The organism is Verrucomicrobiota bacterium (genome assembly GCA_039192515.1).
Classification (GTDB): Bacteria; Verrucomicrobiota; Verrucomicrobiia; order Methylacidiphilales; family JBCCWR01; genus JBCCWR01.
This window is the reverse complement of record JBCCXA010000050.1, coordinates 1-17,673: the sequence shown is the minus strand read 5'-3', so window position 1 is coordinate 17,673 and position 17,673 is coordinate 1. Positions and strand designations below refer to the sequence as shown.

Sequence of the window (17,673 nt, the reverse complement as noted above, 5' to 3'; positions counted from 1 at the left end):
CTTTTGAGGGGGTAAGGTCACACGCCCAAGCACATCAGTTTTTAATATCTCTGTCTCTTGTTCCATCAGTAATGTCTTATACTATCCTTTACGACTTTACCTATGCCATCCTCTTCGTAGGGCGCCAGATCTGACGCTTACAGAGAACTGACGAAGATGTATAACAAGGTGATATTTTAGCAGAGGCTATCTTTCTAGGGGCCAAGATCTTAAGCAGATCTTTAAGCCCCTAACACGTCATTCAGATTAAATTTGCTAAGGCGCAAAACCAGCTCGAATGAAAACTTTTTCTAGATCAGAGACTAAGACTTCTATCCATATAGTGGAAGTGCCATCACTGTTATCTATAGTGTTGACCACACTCATATCTTGATTTTTGATTGGGTGCCATTGTCTCAAATCTGATGTCTGCTGCATTGAAAGTGAGGAATCAGAAACTTCATTCCTACGAGTGTATGTTAGTATAATTCGATCACTACTCATATCTTCTATCCTAGGAGTATTGTTGCTAACACCTCGACCTAAAGCGTTTTGAGCAAAGATGTATTCGAGAACATTAGCCGTGCCATCTTCATCGTAGTCTTCATAAAGTCCACTATTGGCAGGAATTGTAGGGAAAGTGCTCTCACGCCAGAGGATATAGCTATGTACTGGGAAGGGATTTGTATTGATTTGTTCTGCTTCATAAAGAGCCGTTTCACTAGTGAGGCTGATGATATATCTATAGTCTGGCAAGTTTTCTACCAACACCTCTATTTCCCCAGAATTGACTCCTAGTCGTTGCGCATTGAACGAGACGTCTATTTCTAGGGTTTCATTTGTACTCATAGAAAATGATTGAGATGGAACCATAAAATAGGGGTTTGTGAGATTTAGTCTAATGGTCATCTCGAGATCTGTATTATTTGTGATAGTAAATGTCTTGAGATCTGCTTCTCCTATTTGAATACTGCCGTAATCTAAACTTGAGGGAGTAATGGATAGAGGGTTAAGAGCGCTCATGGCTTTATGGATGTTTAATCTTCCGCCAGTAACACTAAGTCCTGCCCATTGTGGGAAAGGATCGACATGGTCTAAAAGAAGCTGTTTTAGCTCTAAGTGATGCATCTTCTGCTTGGTTGATTTTAGTAACGCCAATGCACCTGCCACGTGTGGTGCTGCCATAGAAGTACCACTTAAATAAGCGTATGCATCATAGCCAAATATATCACTGGGAATAGTGCTACCAATGTTTGATCCAGGTGCTGCCATATCTACGCTGGCTGCTCCATAGTTACTAAAACTGGATAGGTCATCGGTGTAGTTACTTGAGGCAACAGAAATAATGTTATCATGAGGATAACTGGCAGGATACTGGAGAAAAGTATCATTATTAGAAGCGTCATTGCCTGCGGCTGCTACAAACAATATACCCGCGTTATTGGCTACGGAGATAGCGTTGCTCAAAGAATTAGAGTAGCCACCACCTCCCCATGAGTTATTAGTCAATGCCACTCCTATTTGTGTCGCATAGTTAATAGACTCTACGGCGTCGGAGGTTGTTCCTCCAAAAGGCCCTAGAAAACTTATGGAAACCATAGAGATATCCCAATTAATTCCCACAACCCCTTGTCCATTATTCCCTACTGCGCCGATTGTTCCTGCAACATGAGTTCCGTGATAACCACTATCACTTGGATCATTATCGTTTGCATAGAAATCCCATCCATATACATCATCAACAAACCCATTAATGTCATCGTCAATTCCATTACCAGCAATTTCTGAGGGGTTGGACCACATGTTATTTTGTAAATCTGAATGAGCGCGATCTATGCCAGTATCTATAACGCCTACTAAAATGTCTTTAGATCCTGTGGCGATATTCCATGCCTCTGGTGCGTCAATATCAGCGTCATAAGTACCTCCCGACTGTGATTCATTATTGAGTCCCCAAAGAACATCATAGTGATAATCGGATGGCTCGCTTAATGGGAAAAGTATATAGTCTGGCTCTGAATAATATCCTGGATCAGATTCGTTATCAGTTGTCTCTGGAAAATCATTATTGAAATTGTTTATGATCTCATCGATAGCATCAGCAGCAATTTTCGGTGTTTGAACTAAATAGAGCTCATCTGTTTTGAGCTCATTTCTAATCTTATAGTTATAACGTGCTGCCCATGCCTTAATCTCGTTTCGACTAAGGTTATCTGGGAAACGCATCATGACATGGTCCCCTACCATGAAATCACGACGCAGTATTTTTTGCGAACCTGTTTGCTTTAACTCATAGGTTTCATTCAGACGGACGATAGGATATTTTAGCTTTGTGCGGTAAAGCCGTTGTACTTGTTTCTGTTTAGAGTTTGCGGTTTCTAAAAATTTTTCATCTAGGAGTTCTGCATTTTCTAAAAGTTTCTCATGGGTTGATTTGTCTTGTAAAACTTTTGCATCAACTATCTTCAAAGAAAGAGGGTTAGGTGATTGAGGTGGATGACTTTTGTTTAAGGAGATATTGGTCGAGGATTGCTGAATAGGTGTATTCTTAGGAGATGCAGTCTTATAATTGATTGGATACAAGGAAACGCAAATGAGGCTTGCAAACAAGACGAACCAAAGCAGTAACTTCCTATTTTTCATCATACTTTTTTGTAGTCCATTCCATATTAGATGGAATGAGTATGCGGTTAATTCATTTAACTCTCAGCTTTTATACGATAGCGTATACTCGTCATTTTTTCTTTATCCTTGAGGGAATAAAAATGAAAAAATACGGTTAGGATTCAGCAAAAATTATATGCAGGTAAGTTTTGCTATGTGACGTCTGCAAAGATGAAGTCTATTGAGTAAAGGAGCGAAGAGATCATCTATTTCTTGCGTTAGGTTACCGCAAAGCTTGGGCCATCTCCTTAGCAAAATAAGAAATAATCATGTTTGCTCCGGCACGTTTGATAGCTAACAGAGATTCATCTCGTACTGGATGTAAATCTAGCCATCCCAGTTTTGCTGCAGCATGAATTTGAGCATATTCACCAGAGACTTGGTAGGCAGCTAAAGGTAGGGATGTGATTTCTTTTATTTGACTAAGAATGTCGAGGTAAGGTCCTGCAGGCTTAATCATTAAAATATCTGCGCCTTCCTTTTCATCCAGCTCAGCTTCAAGAAGCGCCTCTCGAGAATTGGCAGGATGAAGTTGGTATGTTTTCTTATCTAGGTAAACCGTCTCGGAATCTGATGCTGACTTTGGGCTAGACTTTTTACCGCTACCGACTGCTTCACGAAATGGGCCATAAAAAGCCGAAGCATATTTTGCTGAATAAGCCATAATGCCTACTTTATGGAATTCTTTGGCATCAAGGCTTTCACGAATTGCTTGAACGCGTCCATCCATCATGTCAGAAGGTGCTACAAAGTCTGCACCAGCCTGAGCATGCAAGATGGACATTTTACTAAGGATTTCAACGGTTCTATCATTGTCCACGTCACCACCCCCATCTAAAACACCATCATGTCCATGAGTTGTATAGGGGTCCAAGGCAACATCCGTCATGACAGTGAGTTCTGGGACTGTTGATTTAATTCTAGAAATAGTGCTAAAAAGGAAGTTGTTTGCATCTAGTGCATAAGAACCAGCTGGGTTTTTATATTTTGTCTTGGGACATGGAAAAAGTAGAACTGCTCGGATTCCTGTTTCAAATAGCTCTATGCATTCATCGACAAGTTTATCAATGGGCAGTCGATACACTCCAGGCATCGAAGATACGGGCTCAGGCTGGCCATTTCCTTCAATCAAGAATAGGGGTGCAATGAAGTCTGTAACTTGTAGGTAAGTTTCTTGAGCCAAATCTCTAATAGCTTTAGAGTAGCGATTTCTTCTTGGGCGTCTGAGCATAGGAACTCATATTAAGCTTGATAGATTTGAAAGTGCAAAGCTTAATATTGAATCCAGATTATCTAATACAGTTTGAAGCAGGTGCTACTAGCTTGAGCTACAAGTAAAAGAAAGTCGATGATGATCTATCAAAAGTTAATCAATCTAGAAGACGGACTCTATGACTGCGTGCAGGTTGCATCGAATTGCCGATGGTACTAATTCTATGCGGTCTGGCCGGATTGCCCTCGATGGCGTATGGCTGTAATGCCGTCTTTAATAGAGTGGCGAGTAGTAGGAGAAATGTGATCAATAAAGAGAATGCCATTGAGGTGGTCTACTTCGTGTTGTACGGCGCGACCTAATAAACCTGCTGCTTCAAATTTGATTTCTTTGCCTTGGAGGTCAAGTGCTTCGACTTTCACTCGAAAACCTCTAGATATATCAGCAGTGATTCCAGGAAAGCTTAAACATCCTTCTTCACCAACTTCCTTTTTCTTAGTCATTTCAATCTTGGGATTTATCAAGATCATCGGCATATATTTTTCAAGTTCAACCTCTTGTTGACTAATCCACATGCGTGACGGGCGTTCAGCAACATCCGCAACATCTAGAACGGTGATTTGTAAAGCTTTACCAATCTGCTGAGCTGCAAGCCCGACTCCATGTGCCTCATGCATGGTTTCTATCATGTCTTGAGCAAGCTGTCGGATTTCGTCTGTAATCTCTTTGATGTCTTCACCTTTTTGGCGGAGCACTGGGTTTCCGTAGAGGACAATGGGAAGTTTCACTTGATAAGTTTTAAGTTGTATTATTTCTCTATTTCAGATTTATCAGTATAAAAGGACAAGTCCTTAATATCTGCTTCTAAGAAAGCATCGTTGATTTTTACAAAGAGCTCGAAAGGGATATTTTTATCAACTTTGAGTGCGAATTCGATTTTGTCGTTACTGCTTTTTTGATCTATCAAATACCGAGTTAGCTCAGATAGTTCGATCTTTTTATCTCCAGCGTATATTTCTTTTTCTTTCGTCACATAAATAATTTTAGGAGTTGTTTTATTCGCAGATTCGGCCTGAGCTGTAGAAGAATCTGGAAGTTCTATTTCCACTTCCGGTTGTTCTACTTTAAAAGTTGTGGTGACGATAAAAAAGATAATGAGAATAGAAAGGATGTCTATTAGACTAACTATTTGAATAGTCAGAGGCTTTTTGCGTTTGCGATAAAATTCCATCTATATTAGGTGTGACTTAATAGTTTGCTTTGATTTATTCTTCACCCTCGGGGTTGAGATAAAATTTAGCAATGAGGTCCATGGTTAGACTTTCCATCTCCATCATCATAGATTCAATCTTTCGTGAATAGTAGCTATGAGCAATAAGTGAGGGAATTGCGACAACGAGTCCAGCAACCGTCGTATTGAGTGCTTCAGAAATACCACGTGCAATGGCCATACCCTGATCTCCCAGTCCTACATCGCCAATGTTCCCAAATATGGTGATCAATGCTGACACTGTGCCCAATAGACCAAGTAGAGGCCCAATGCCAGTAACAATTTCTAAGACTACTAAGCCTTTTTCCATGCGAATAACCTCGGTGCGGGCTTGAGTTTGAACGGCTTCAACATTTTCGGAGCGGCTCCATGGCAAATGCTCTAGCGAGACGCGCACGAGCCTAGCAAGTGTAGAGCGTCCTGGACCTGTCATTTCAGCCAGTTTTTCAGTGTCCTCACCAATTTTGAGGTGAATTATTGTGGACATTAGTTCGTCGGGCAAAATTTTGTTGCGCTGTAGGGCGAATGCTCGTTCGAATATGAATGCTAAAGAGACTACGGAGCAGATTCCCAGTGGAATCATAAAAAAGCCGCCACTGCTAATAAAGTTAACGAGATTGGAGAACATGTTTAGCCAAAGTAGCGGAGTGTCTATTGAATGCCAGCAAAAGCTTTGCCAAACCCGGTTAGTTTACTCTAATTATTAGTCAGAGAATTCTAAGTCTAGCGAATTTAGGCCAAAAGTTGCTTAGCCGCACAATTGTCAAGATTGAATTTTTTTATTGCATTCTGGATTTGTTTTTTGTTCACGCCTTTCAAGTATATCTAACTGCCTTATTTTGAATAGGTTATGTTCATTTCTTTATAGTTATTTAGAAGTTATTAACACTTTCATAAGTGGTTGGAAATACGGATAGTTACGATTGCGTTACGGAAATTATGGAAACTAATTTGCTAAGATTTTAGTTATTTTGAGAAGATTTTTCACTAGTTTTAGAGCTTTTACCTAAGCCATTTATTCGCATGAGATTATGCCTCAAAAATCTCAAGAGTCATTTCGTCATGCAGGAAATAATGCATTAGAGTAGTGGTTCTATCCAGTCTTTGCTCTGGTAGATAAGTGTTGAGGCGAGCCTAGCTAGATGGTTGAACTGTGAAAATACACTTGTACAAACCAGACACACGCTCTTCATCGCGTTCTATGCTAGTGGATAGTAAATCGGTGAACATCTCTTTTTCTAATTCACGCAAAATGGGGTAGTTGTCTAAACATAAAAGAATAGGAGAATTATACTCAACAATTTGATGATATCCAGAGTCGCGGTCATAGTAATATTCGCTCATGTAGCCATCTTGATCACGTAAATTGGCGAGCTCACGAGCTTTTTCTTCAAGAGCTGTTAATTTTTCTAAGCGCTCCGATAACTTTTTCGTCTCGTTTTGATAGATGTTGTGCAAGATTTTTTCTGCCGCATTAGGGCCGTAAACTTGGTTAATAGAGTCGAGGACCTGTGTGGTAAAAGTCCCATATTCTGTCGGGAAAAATTCCTGAGCAACTCCTGTAAGGCGATAGGCTTTCTCGGGACGACCCATCCCTTTGGGGCGTCTCCAAGTATCAAGGTAACCTTCTTTTTCGAGCGCGACACAATGCTGTTTTACCCCCATGTAGGAGAGACCAATACGCTCACAAAGTTCTGAAACAGATAATCCTTGGCTCTTTTTGATCTCAGTGAGAATCATTAGCTTTGGATTCTTAGAAACTTTTCTAAGAGATCTGCCTTTCATGGATTGTTACAACTGCCTTTCTATTATGTATTTGGTAAAGAAATTACTGTAAAAATCAGCGTAGTTTTGCTGTGGGTACAAAGCAAGACTTTTTACGCGAAAAATGATGGAAATCGACACTGCGGTTGACAGAGGCCTGGAGTTAGCTACGATCCCACTCCTTATGAGTTCTCATTACAGGGTTTTAGTATTAGATGGGATTTCTCCTAAGGGAGTGGAAGTCCTTGATTCTGAAAAGGATATAGAGGTTGTTGTGGCAAAGCCGAAATCCGAATCAGAGCTGCTTGAAGAGTTGCCAAATTTTGATGCTGTCGCAGTTCGGAGTGCCACAAAAATTCCAAAATCAGTTATTGAGAAGTGTGATCGTCTGAAGGTCATAGGCCGTGCTGGGGTGGGGGTAGATAATGTTGATGTAGATGCAGCAACTGAAAAGGGTATTGTCGTGATGAATACCCCTGGGGGGAATACCATATCTACAGCTGAATTGGCCTTTACTCTGATGCTTTCCGTAGCAAGAAATGTCCCGCAGGCTGATTCTTCAGTTAAGTCAGGAAAATGGGAGCGCAAGAAGTATCAAGGGACTGAATTAAATAAGAAGGCCTTAGGGATTGTAGGGATGGGAAGAATTGGTAGCGAGGTAAGTCGCAGAGCTATTGCTTTTGGAATGAGGGTGTTGGCATTTGACCCGTATTTGTCTGTAAGCAGAGCAAAAAGTCTTCAGGTGGAGCTGTTTGATCACCTAGATGAGATGCTTCCTGAGTGTGATTTTATTACCTTGCATATACCAATGACTGAAGAAACAAAAGGACTTATCAATAAGGACCGTTTAAAGAAGTGCAAACCATCTCTTCGAATCATCAATTGTGCTCGTGGAGGACTCATTAATGAGTCTGATTTGGATGAATGTTTAGAATCTGAGACGATTGCTGGTGCTGCACTTGATGTGTATGAATCTGAGCCACCAGCTGCTGATTTACCCTTACTAAAGCAAGACAAAGTTGTTCTAACACCGCATCTGGGAGCTTCTACAGCAGAAGCTCAAGAATCGGTGGGAATTGAGATAGCTGAGTCTATTAGAGATTTACTTCAAACAGGCACCGTCCGCAATGCTGTGAATATGCCTAATGTGGATGCGCGCACCTTAGAAACGCTGCGCCCTTATCTGGATCTTTCTTCCAAGTTGGGGTTGATACTATCACGAATGATAGGTGGTAGGTGCGAAACGCTAAAAGTGAACTACGCTGGCAAATTGCGTGAAATGAACACGACTTCTATTACAAGAAGTGCGGTAATGGGTTTTTTGAAGCATGCTGGACAAAGTGAAGTCAACGAAGTCAACGCTTTGAAATACGCCGATTCACGCGGTCTAGCCATACAAGAAACAAAGATCAGCGAAGCCGGTGATTTTTCTGAATTGATGACACTTCGTGCTAAGCGCAGCGATGGTAAGGAATATCAGATTAGTGGAACGTTCTTTGGTATGGGAGCTCGGATTGTAATGCTTAATGGTTACAATCTAGAGGCCGTGCCAGAAGGGGTATTGCTTATTATGGAGAATGAAGATCGCCCCGGTATAGTAGGTTCTATTGGTTCGCTATTGGGTAAGCATAATCTTAATATTGCTTCGATGTCTTTAAGTCGATCTGAAGCAGGCGCTAGAGCTTGGAGCATTTTCAACTTAGATTCTAAACCAAGTGAAGAGTTGTTAGAAGAGGTACGCGAGGATAAACATATTACTGCAACAGTCGTTGTTGAAATATGACTTATTATCCTGCAGGACCTTTCTTGCCTAAAGCTTTTTGTTTGGCTTGCCAGCGGTGGCGTAAATAAGCGAGGCTCAGTGTGTAGAAAGCCCATCCCAAAAGAAAACCTGCTGCAAAACCTTGACGACTAATGTTTCCATTGGCTATAAGCTGGAAGCTAGCTAGCAAGGGGTAAGGTATAAGAATTAGTGCACTTGTCATACATCCAGGGGTGTAAGCTTTCTCGGACAAGGCAAATGAGAGGACTTTGATTCCATGAGCAAGCATCATGCCCAGAGGAATAAAGCCAATCATGGATACATAGTATGTGGCCAAAGTTAAGATAATGCTAGCAAAGTATAATCCTAGGAAATTTATGAATAGAGCCATTCTCGGGCTGTACGGTATATCTTCATAGAGTGACTGAAAATAACTACGATTAAAATCCGCTATGAAATTACCAGGGTATATATAACATTCAACGTAGTGAAAACTCATTCCTGCTACTAAGAAAAAAAAGCAAAATAGAATGATCTCATCCGGATCGCTACCATATTGCAAAGCTGTGATGCCAAGACCTAGTGTTACAAGTCCGATAGCTAAGCTAAATAAGGGCCATTTTAAGACAATTTCTTCTGCATTCTGCGTTGGGGCAAATCTTCTTGAATCCTTTGCTGAGATTTTCGATCCCTTTTCCTTGTAGGATATATTTCTCAATCTAAATCTCCTTAATTAGTATAGCAATTGGCCAAACACATCTAAGCAGTGAGCGATATAGCGGCAACAACTTACAACGCCATTTTTTGAACCGCACTAATTTAACGCAAAAATCTTTTAGTTTACTAGAATTAAATTGAGCGTTATTACAATATTTGATTTTTTAAAAATGCAAATAATTACAGTAATTAATATTTTGGTTATTCAAAAGAATGATAATTAGAAAAAATAATGATGCGTGACTCAAAATCCTTTCCTAAAAAGTCATTTAGCTTAGGATGCATAGAGTCTTTTTCTGCTAATATAATTCTCAAAGGTTAGTATTAGTTTGTGAAAAGCTTTGCTGAAAGTTATAAGTCAACTTCTAGCATTTTTAGAACTAGATTGTAATAAAATGATTGCAGTATTATTTCCAACTCGATTCGAGGGGGAGGCATTTGCCAAAGGACTAGGGGGAAAGCCTGTATGGAAGAACCGTAATGGTGTTGAAATGATAGAAGGCAAGTTGGGAGGAAGGCAAGTAGTCGTTGCGATTGTAGGTGTGGGCCCCAAGATAGCCACTTTGAGAACTCAAAAGATACTGAAATTTTATCCTTTCCAATACGTCATTTTAGCTGGATTTGCAGGCGCACTGAATGAAAATTTAGAACGCGGCCATGTATTGATTGCAAGTAAGTATTGTCAGACAGATACTTATAATTACCTCAAATTGATACCAAATTTTGATATGGCAGCGTTAGTAAGTACGGACAAGGTCGTAGCAACAGCTGAAGATAAAGCGAAACTGAGAGAAAAATCTGGTTGTCAGATGGTAGATATGGAGACAGAAAGTGTTGCCAAAGTCGTTGAGCAGCACGGTATTGAGTTTATAGCGGTAAGGGCAATCAGTGATTTGTACAATGAGAGCTTGCCAATCGAGGCGTTAGAGAGTGCGTATGATTATCGAGCAGGTAAGCCTACTCCACTGAAACTGTGTATCTACTTTCTATTTCATCCACAAGAAATAAGCGCATTCAAGCGCTTTTTAGAGCCGCTACCAGGAGTCAGAGCATCGCTAACGGCTTTTTTATTTGCTGCAGTGCCAGACCTTTGAGCTAACCCTCAATTGATATAGGTTGTTCGGAAGTGTAAGATCTTCAGTTAGTGAATGAATGATGGGGATTTACCCTGGATTACCATCAAAAGTTAGGCGAGATGGGTAAAAGCAGGAACTACAAGTGAAAGAGAGTCAACGAAGATGTATCTAAAGGTTCCAGTCCTAGGGGAACTATATGTTTCTTCGGGCCAAAATCTTGTGCAGATTTTTAAGTCTCTATTACACAACATGGTTTTAGACTAGTAGCCGTAAAAAAAGCGATTTTTTGGCAGGGAGACTTGCCAAGTCTGATAACTCTAGGCACTTTCTCCGAATGCATCGCTTTGTCGAACTGTTTTTAGCTATGAGGTATCTTCGACCCAAAGGGAGTTTCGTTTCAGTTATTACCATCCTGTCAATGCTTGGAGTAAAGCTTGGTGTGGGAGTTCTTATTGTTGTACTTTCGGTGATGGAGGGCTTTGAACGTGATTTTCAAGATAAACTGATAGGTTTTACCCCTCACTTGAGAGTGACCAATGATTTTTATTTACAAGGCTATGAGCAACTGCAGGAGACATTGCAAGGCTTTGAAGGTGTAGAAGGTGTTGTGCCGTATATTCGTGGGCCCATTATCGCTGAGTATAATTCAAGGATTACAACTCCTATTTTGTGGGGAAGCCAATGGGATTCTGAGCAAGAAGGCAGCAGATTAGGGAAAGAACATTTAGAGGCAGGTGAATGGGTCTTTGGCTTTGACACAGTGATTGTTGGGAAAATATGGGCGATGAAAAATGGAGTTTGGTTAGGTGATAAAATCCGTATCCATTCCCCCAAAAATATTGAATACCTCCAATCACTCACTCAACAAGCTGGCATCAATAGCAAAGATTTAAAAGGATCTTTTGCCGCTCCAAGCGAATATAAAATAGTAGGCATTTTTTCCAGTGGTTTAGGAGACTATGATGCAAATGTATTTTTATTGGACTTAGGCCTTATGCAAGAACTCTACAGACTAGATGATGGAGCACATGGTTTAGAAGTTCACCTCGAAAAGCCTATCCAAGCAAATCTAATAAAAGATGCCATATTAAAAAGTCTAGATGACCCCGCTTTACAAATACGTTCTTGGAAGGATGATAATGCGACAATGCTTGACGCTGTTGCAGTAGAGCAAAAGCTTATATTCTTTACTCTCTTTTTTGTCATTTTAGTAGCGGCTTTTGGTCTATGCAGTACCTTGATTACGGTGACTGTTCAGAAGGCAAAGGAGATAGGAATTATGAAAGCTCTTGGAGCTACTCAAGAGCAAATTGCTAGCATTTTTACACTTTATGGTTTAGTTGTTGGCTTTTTTGGTTCACTACTTGGAGTTGCTAGCGGCATTTTGGTTCTTCATTACCGCGATAAAATAAGTGAATTCCTGACAGTATGCTTTGGGGTTGAAATTTTTCCTGTTGAGATTTATCGCCTTACGCAGTTGCCTGCAGTGATTGAAGGTGAAATGATTGCAGGGATTGCTTTAATTGGATTGGTTTTAAGTGTGTTAGCGGCTTTAATCCCAGCAATTACGGCAGCAAGGCTAGATCCTGTTAGAGCTTTGCACGGAGAATAAAATGGTTGAGTTGAGAGGCGTTGAAAAGAACTATCGCATGGGTAGGAAGTTAGATGTCAAGGTATTGAATGGTATCAACATGCAGCTCAGCAAATCAGAGCAAGTATCCATATGTGGAGCTTCGGGTTCTGGTAAAAGCACTTTGTTGCATATCTTGGGTGGTCTGGATCGCCCCACTCGTGGTAGCTATTTATGGGAAGGCCAAGCTCTTAATGAGTGGAGTAGAGCAACTTTAGCCAAATGGCGTAATCAAACAGTTGGATTTGTTTTTCAGTCGTATCATCTCCTACCTGAGCTTACGGCACTTGAGAATGTGATGTTGCCAGGTGCTTTAGCTAGAAAGTCGTGTAAAAAAGATGCTACGGAGCTTCTCGACCATATGGGTTTGTATGAAAGAATGGAACATAGACCAAATGAACTTTCGGGTGGGGAACAGCAGAGAGTGGCCATTGCTCGATCCTTAATTAATGATCCTGAGTTAATTTTAGCGGATGAACCAACAGGGAATTTGGATAGTCAAACGAGCCAAATAATTATGAAATTACTGCTTGATTTAAGTAGCAAAAAAAAGAAGGCTCTTGTGTTTGTCACGCATGACCAAAACTTGGCAGATAAAGCCTCCACTATGTATATTTTAGCAGATGGAAATATAAAAAAGAGATAAGTATGAAGATTTTTATTGATGGTGAGTTCTATGCCGAAGATCAAGCTAAGATCTCGGTGTTTGATCATGGGTTACTATACGGTGATGGAGTTTTTGAGGGCATTCGTGCTTACAATGGGCGCGTTTTTCGCCTGATAGAGCACATAGATCGCTTATTTGATTCTGCTAAAGCAATTCTTCTTACTATTCCGCTTTCGCATGAGGAGATATCTGAAGCCGTATTAGAGACTTTGCGTCAGAATCAAATGCAAGATGGGTATATTCGCTTAGTAGTCACACGCGGCGTAGGGAGCTTGGGGCTTTCGCCTTCAACATGCGCTAAGGGCTCTATTATAATTATTGCTTCATCCTTGCAGCTCTACCCTAAAGAGTTTTATGAGGAGGGGTTAAAAATTATCACTGCATCAACCAGAAGAACGACCCCTGCAGGGCTAAACCCTTCAGTGAAATCTTTGAATTATCTCAACAATATCATGGCTAAGATTGAAGGAAATCTTGCAGGTGTTAAAGAGGTGCTTATGCTAAACGAGGAGGGTTACGTTGCAGAGTGCACGGGTGATAATGTATTTGTTATAAAAAATGGAACACTGTATACACCTCCGACCTACGCTGGAGGCCTGGGAGGTATAACGCGGCAAGTGGTATTAGAATTAGCGAGTGAAATGAAATTGCCTCTAAAGGAAATAGAAATGACTCGCTATGATGTATTTGTCAGTGACGAAATGTTTCTTACCGGAACTGGGGCAGAAATCATACCGGTGGTAAATGTAGATGGGCGCGATATTGGTAATGGTAAGGTAGGAACGTGGACTAAGAAAATTATTGGGGCTTATCATCAATTAACATCAACAACTGGGGCAGAGATATTCTGAGAAGATCATGCAATGTGAAAAATGTAAGGGCGAAAAAGCCACTGTTTTCTTGACACAAATTGTTGGAGGTCAAATGTACAAAGTTGATTTATGTGAACGTTGTGCAAAGAACATGGGTGTTCTAGACGCTTCGAATTTTTCATTAGCTGACATGCTTTTAAATATGGAGAAGGAGAAGGAGTTAGCCGCCTCCGAAGAAGGTCATTGTCCTGATTGCGGTTTCAGTGAAGAGGACTTTAGAAAGTCAGGGCGGTTAGGCTGCCCTGGTTGTTACGAATTCTTTAATACGGACCTTAAGGAAATTCTTTCCGAGATGCAAAAGAGTGGAAAACATACAGGGAAAATCCCCGAAAAAAGCTCGGAAGCTATTAAAATTTTTGAAGAAGTTACACAATTACGAAAAGAATTAGAGGCAGCGGTCCAAGAAGAGAACTATGAACAGGCTGCACGCTTAAGGGACAGGCTCAAAGCTTTTGAGTCTATAGATGAGTAAAGGGCGGAATGAAAATTTGTTTAAATTGGCTAGAGGAATATTGCTCTTGGAGTTGGTCGCTTTCTGAACTTGTAGAGAAACTAACCATGAGTGGAACAGAAGTAGAAGCTGTTCATGAAACAGGTTTTTCGATCGACCACATAGTCACTGCTAAGGTTTTGTCTTTTAAACAGCATCCTAATGCTGATCGGCTCCGTCTTTGTCAAGTTGATGATGGGCAAGAGGTACGTCAAATTGTGTGCGGTGCCAGTAATTTTAAGGAAGGTGATATGGTTCCTTTGGCTTTGCCTGGAGCAGTGATACCCGCCTCAGAAAAATTTTCGAAGCCTTTCACTATTAAAAAGTCTAAGCTAAGAGGTGAGGTATCCGAGGGAATGATGTGCGCTGGTTCTGAGATTGGTTTGTCTGATGACGCTGAGGGGCTTTTGATTCTAGATTCTGAGACAAAGGTGGGGCAGTCCATGAAAGATCTTTATCTTGGTGATACAGTTTTAGAACTTGAAGTGACACCCAACAGATCCGATCTATTATCTTATATTGGTGTTTCACGTGAGTTAATAGCCTGTGGTGCTAGAAAACGTGATTATGCTAAGCCTCAGGTAGAGCCTTTAGTAAAGAGTGGAAGCCGTCTTATTGATGTTCAAGATAAGCAAGGCTGTCCCCGTTATACAGCAGTTGAAATAAATGGAGTGCACATTGGTCCTAGTCCTGAGTGGATGAAGCAAAGGTTAGAGTCTATAGGACTTAGGCCTGTTAATAACATAGTTGATATTACAAATTATGTGCTATTTGAGTATGGGCAGCCTCTTCATGCATTTGATGCAGACAAGCTAGCTGATGAAAAAATCATCGTGAGGAGAGCAAAGGAGGCAGAGAAATTTGAAGCCCTGGATCATGAAAGCTATGAACTAAATCAAGAGGACCTTACCATAGCTGATAGTAATGGTGTGATAGCCTTAGCAGGTGTAATGGGTGGTTTGCTTAGCTCAGTTACTGATTCAACAACACGTATTCTCCTGGAAAGTGCTCAGTTTGAGCCTAAGACGGTACGAAGAACGTCTCGTAGGCTAGCTTTAATCAGTGATTCCTCTTATCGCTTTGAACGCGGAGTTGATCCTCAGGGGGTAGATTGGGCAAGAGAGCGAGCCGTTGAGCTTATTTTAGAAATAGCCGGTGGCGAGGTCGTTCACAAGAGCATTGAATCTAGCGCCGCTGTTGATAGATTATCCGAAATTCATATGGATCATCAACGTGCTGAGGCTCTCTTAGGATATCAAGTATCTGAAGTTAGAGTTAAGGAAATATTTGAAGCGCTTGGTCTGAAATCATTAGATCAGGGTAATTGGGCGATACCTTCATTTCGTGTCGATTTATCGCGTGAAATTGATCTTATTGAAGAAATTGCCAGAGTTGAGGGATTAGCTCGTGTGCCGTCACGCTTAAAGATTGCTGTAAGTAATTCTAGCGATGCGGACCGCAAGTACGATAGAGAAATGCTTTTGCGTTATGAATTAGCCGGTTTGGGCTATCATGAAATCTCTAACTACAGTTTGCTTTCGCTTCAAGAAGAAGATCAAGGTAGTGCTGTGAGTTTACACAATCCTCTTAATAGTGACCTAGGAGATTTTAGATCTAATCTATTAGAGTCTGCATTAACGGTTATCAAGATGAATATTGATAAGGGTAACCAAGATTTACATTTATTTGAGATAGGCTCGGTCTGCCTATCGCGTGGAGGTCATTTTCGTGAAGAGCGACATTTATTATTGATAGCTACTGGCAAGGAACGTTTAAACAGTTGGGAGGAAGAAGGCAAGCTTGTTAGTCATTACTCATTGAAGGGAATTTTAGAGCATTTGGCATTATCCTTTCCAGAGATTAAAGTGCCAAAAGATTTTGGCTTAGTAGATCGAAGCCTATTGAAACGCTTTAATATCAAGCAGAAAGTTTATGCAGTAGAATTAAAGATTAACCATTCAAAAGGTTATAAGCAAAAGAGTTTTCAACCGCTGCCCTCCTATCCCTCAGTGAGCAGAGACCTTGCCTTTGAGGTGGAACGTTCTGTTCGGCAACAAGATATTTTCCGTGCAATCGAAAAAGTCAATATCCAAGAATTAGAGTCTGTCAAATGTTTTGACTTATTTCAGGATGACTCTGGTGATAAATTGCATGCTTCTAAAAAATCATTGGCCTATGCTTTTATATACCGCTCAAAAGACAAGACCTTGACCGATAAGGATGTCTCGAAGTGGGAAGACAAGATTGTTGCCTCTGTGCTTAGCAGCACTGGAGGCAAGCTTAGAAGCTAGTTAAGATATCTTTTAAAATTAAGCCGCTTGTTCTTTGATTTGAGTCGGGTCTCCAGCATTCGCTTTTCTTTTTAAGATAATCATCCAGAAGATAGCGCCAATGGAGAAACCCAAGCCTAAGGGGATCAGTCCTATCATGGCTGTATAGAAAAAGCTCATGACAGCAAGGTTACCGCTGTTTGATCCCATTAAACCGCTTATTCCAACCCCGCTGAGGACGATAAGTAACATAAGGCCTATACCCATTAAGATATTGGCAAGTTTTAGATTCTTTTGACTATCAGACATATCTCATTTCCTGTTTTAGTTAGAGCATTTACTGATTAAGTAACAACAAGCTGTACATTTAAGAGGTTTGAGATTATAAGCTTAAGGATGAAGGCATATAGTAAGGATTTGAGAGATAAAGTCATCCAGGCCCTTGAAGGTGGAATGAGCCAAAGTCAAGCAGCTCATAACTTTGGGATTAAGAGAACAACAGTCTGGCAATATTGGAAAAGATATAAACAAAAAGGAGAAGTTTACTATAAACAGCATGGAGGCCATCTCCAAAGTAAACTTCATACATACAAAAAAGAGCTCATCAAATGGATCAAGCAAAGCCCTGGGATGACTTTGGAGCAAATGCGAGAGAGACTCGATGAGCAATATAAGTTAAGTATTAGCCAGGCAACACTTCATTATCATCTGTGTAAGATGGGCTATAGTTTTAAAAAAACATTTCGGGCCAGCGAACGTGGACGCGCTGATATAGCAATCAAGCGTCAACAATGGAAATGGGATCAGCTTGTCTGGAATCCACAGAAACTTGTATTTCTAGATGAGACTGGTGTGAACACTAAAATGACTGGCCTCTACGGGAGAGCATTACGAGGAGAGCGCTGTCATGACCAGGTTCCTTACGGTCACTGGAACAGCTCCACCTTTTTAGCGGCATTGAGATATAATGCACTGAGTGCACCCTTGCTTATTGATGGTGCTATAGACGGGGAAATGTTTGTGGGCTCTATCAGCCAACACCTCTGCCCAACGCTTAGTAAAGATGACATTGTTATCTGTGATAACCTACCTGCACATAAAGTCAACGGTGTTAGAGAGGCTATTGAGGCAGTGGGTGCAAAGCTCGTTTATCTTCCCGCTTACAGTCCAGATCTTAACCCCATTGAAATGGCCTTTGCCAAATTCAAAACTCACTTACGACAAGCTGCAAAGAGAACTTGGCAGGAACTACTTGAGGCTGTTGTTGAAGCGTTCGAATCATTCACTCCTCAGGAATGT

16 protein-coding genes are annotated in these 17,673 nt (G+C 40.8%); 8 read left to right on the top strand and 8 right to left on the bottom strand.

Annotation, left to right across the window (positions count from 1 at the left end):
• Positions 1–255: 255 nt before the first annotated feature.
• From AAGA18_14615 to AAGA18_14590, 6 genes are all read right to left on the bottom strand, one after another.
• Positions 256–2,625, bottom strand: a complete 2,370-nt coding sequence (locus tag AAGA18_14615) for a S8 family serine peptidase (GenBank protein MEM9446575.1) — start codon at positions 2,623–2,625, stop codon at positions 256–258.
• Positions 2,626–2,866: 241 nt separating this feature from the next.
• Positions 2,867–3,874, bottom strand: a complete 1,008-nt coding sequence (hemB, locus tag AAGA18_14610; protein ID MEM9446574.1) for a porphobilinogen synthase — start codon at positions 3,872–3,874, stop codon at positions 2,867–2,869.
• Positions 3,875–4,077: 203 nt separating this feature from the next.
• Positions 4,078–4,644: a peptide deformylase gene (def, locus tag AAGA18_14605; GenBank protein MEM9446573.1), complete on the bottom strand. Its 567-nt coding sequence runs from the start codon at positions 4,642–4,644 to the stop codon at positions 4,078–4,080.
• Positions 4,645–4,664: 20 nt separating this feature from the next.
• A complete protein-coding gene (locus AAGA18_14600) occupies positions 4,665–5,087 on the bottom strand; it encodes a biopolymer transporter ExbD (GenBank protein ID MEM9446572.1) in 423 nt (140 codons plus the stop codon).
• A 34-nt stretch (positions 5,088–5,121) separates the two neighbouring features.
• Complete coding sequence (locus AAGA18_14595; GenBank protein ID MEM9446571.1) at positions 5,122–5,613, bottom strand: MotA/TolQ/ExbB proton channel family protein; 492 nt, start codon at positions 5,611–5,613, stop codon at positions 5,122–5,124.
• Between the two features lie 647 nt (positions 5,614–6,260).
• Positions 6,261–6,866, bottom strand: coding sequence for a winged helix-turn-helix transcriptional regulator (locus tag AAGA18_14590; protein MEM9446570.1), 606 nt, complete (start codon positions 6,864–6,866; stop codon positions 6,261–6,263).
• A gap of 148 nt (positions 6,867–7,014) precedes the next feature.
• Between AAGA18_14590 and serA the strand changes: the two genes are divergently transcribed.
• The gene (gene serA / locus AAGA18_14585) at positions 7,015–8,673 is read left to right on the top strand and encodes a phosphoglycerate dehydrogenase (GenBank protein MEM9446569.1); all 1,659 of its coding nucleotides are present in this window, start codon (positions 7,015–7,017) and stop codon (positions 8,671–8,673) included.
• 4 nt (positions 8,674–8,677) lie between these two features.
• Here the strand turns inward: serA and AAGA18_14580 are convergent, their stop codons facing one another.
• Positions 8,678–9,370, bottom strand: a complete 693-nt coding sequence (locus tag AAGA18_14580) for an HXXEE domain-containing protein (GenBank protein MEM9446568.1) — start codon at positions 9,368–9,370, stop codon at positions 8,678–8,680.
• 394 nt (positions 9,371–9,764) lie between these two features.
• Here AAGA18_14580 and AAGA18_14575 point away from each other — a divergent pair, with 394 nt between their 5' ends.
• The 6 genes from AAGA18_14575 to pheT all read left to right on the top strand — a co-directional run bounded on the left by AAGA18_14575 (position 9,765) and on the right by pheT (position 16,395).
• Positions 9,765–10,463, top strand: a complete 699-nt coding sequence (locus tag AAGA18_14575) for a hypothetical protein (GenBank protein MEM9446567.1) — start codon at positions 9,765–9,767, stop codon at positions 10,461–10,463.
• Between the two features lie 316 nt (positions 10,464–10,779).
• Positions 10,780–12,057, top strand: coding sequence for an FtsX-like permease family protein (locus AAGA18_14570; protein MEM9446566.1), 1,278 nt, complete (start codon positions 10,780–10,782; stop codon positions 12,055–12,057).
• A 1-nt stretch (position 12,058) separates the two neighbouring features.
• Positions 12,059–12,721: an ABC transporter ATP-binding protein gene (locus AAGA18_14565; protein MEM9446565.1), complete on the top strand. Its 663-nt coding sequence runs from the start codon at positions 12,059–12,061 to the stop codon at positions 12,719–12,721.
• A 2-nt stretch (positions 12,722–12,723) separates the two neighbouring features.
• On the top strand, positions 12,724–13,593 hold the full coding sequence (ilvE, locus tag AAGA18_14560) for a branched-chain-amino-acid transaminase (protein ID MEM9446564.1): 870 nt from the start codon (positions 12,724–12,726) through the stop codon (positions 13,591–13,593).
• A gap of 7 nt (positions 13,594–13,600) precedes the next feature.
• Positions 13,601–14,086, top strand: coding sequence for a UvrB/UvrC motif-containing protein (locus AAGA18_14555; GenBank protein ID MEM9446563.1), 486 nt, complete (start codon positions 13,601–13,603; stop codon positions 14,084–14,086).
• A gap of 8 nt (positions 14,087–14,094) precedes the next feature.
• Complete coding sequence (pheT, locus tag AAGA18_14550) at positions 14,095–16,395, top strand: phenylalanine--tRNA ligase subunit beta (GenBank protein MEM9446562.1); 2,301 nt, start codon at positions 14,095–14,097, stop codon at positions 16,393–16,395.
• 18 nt (positions 16,396–16,413) lie between these two features.
• Here pheT and AAGA18_14545 read toward each other — a convergent pair whose 3' ends face one another.
• Positions 16,414–16,683, bottom strand: coding sequence for a hypothetical protein (locus tag AAGA18_14545; protein ID MEM9446561.1), 270 nt, complete (start codon positions 16,681–16,683; stop codon positions 16,414–16,416).
• Between the two features lie 87 nt (positions 16,684–16,770).
• Between AAGA18_14545 and AAGA18_14540 the strand changes: the two genes are divergently transcribed.
• Positions 16,771–17,673, top strand: a 903-nt coding sequence (locus AAGA18_14540; protein ID MEM9446560.1) for an IS630 family transposase, incomplete at its 3' end; no start/stop codon positions are given.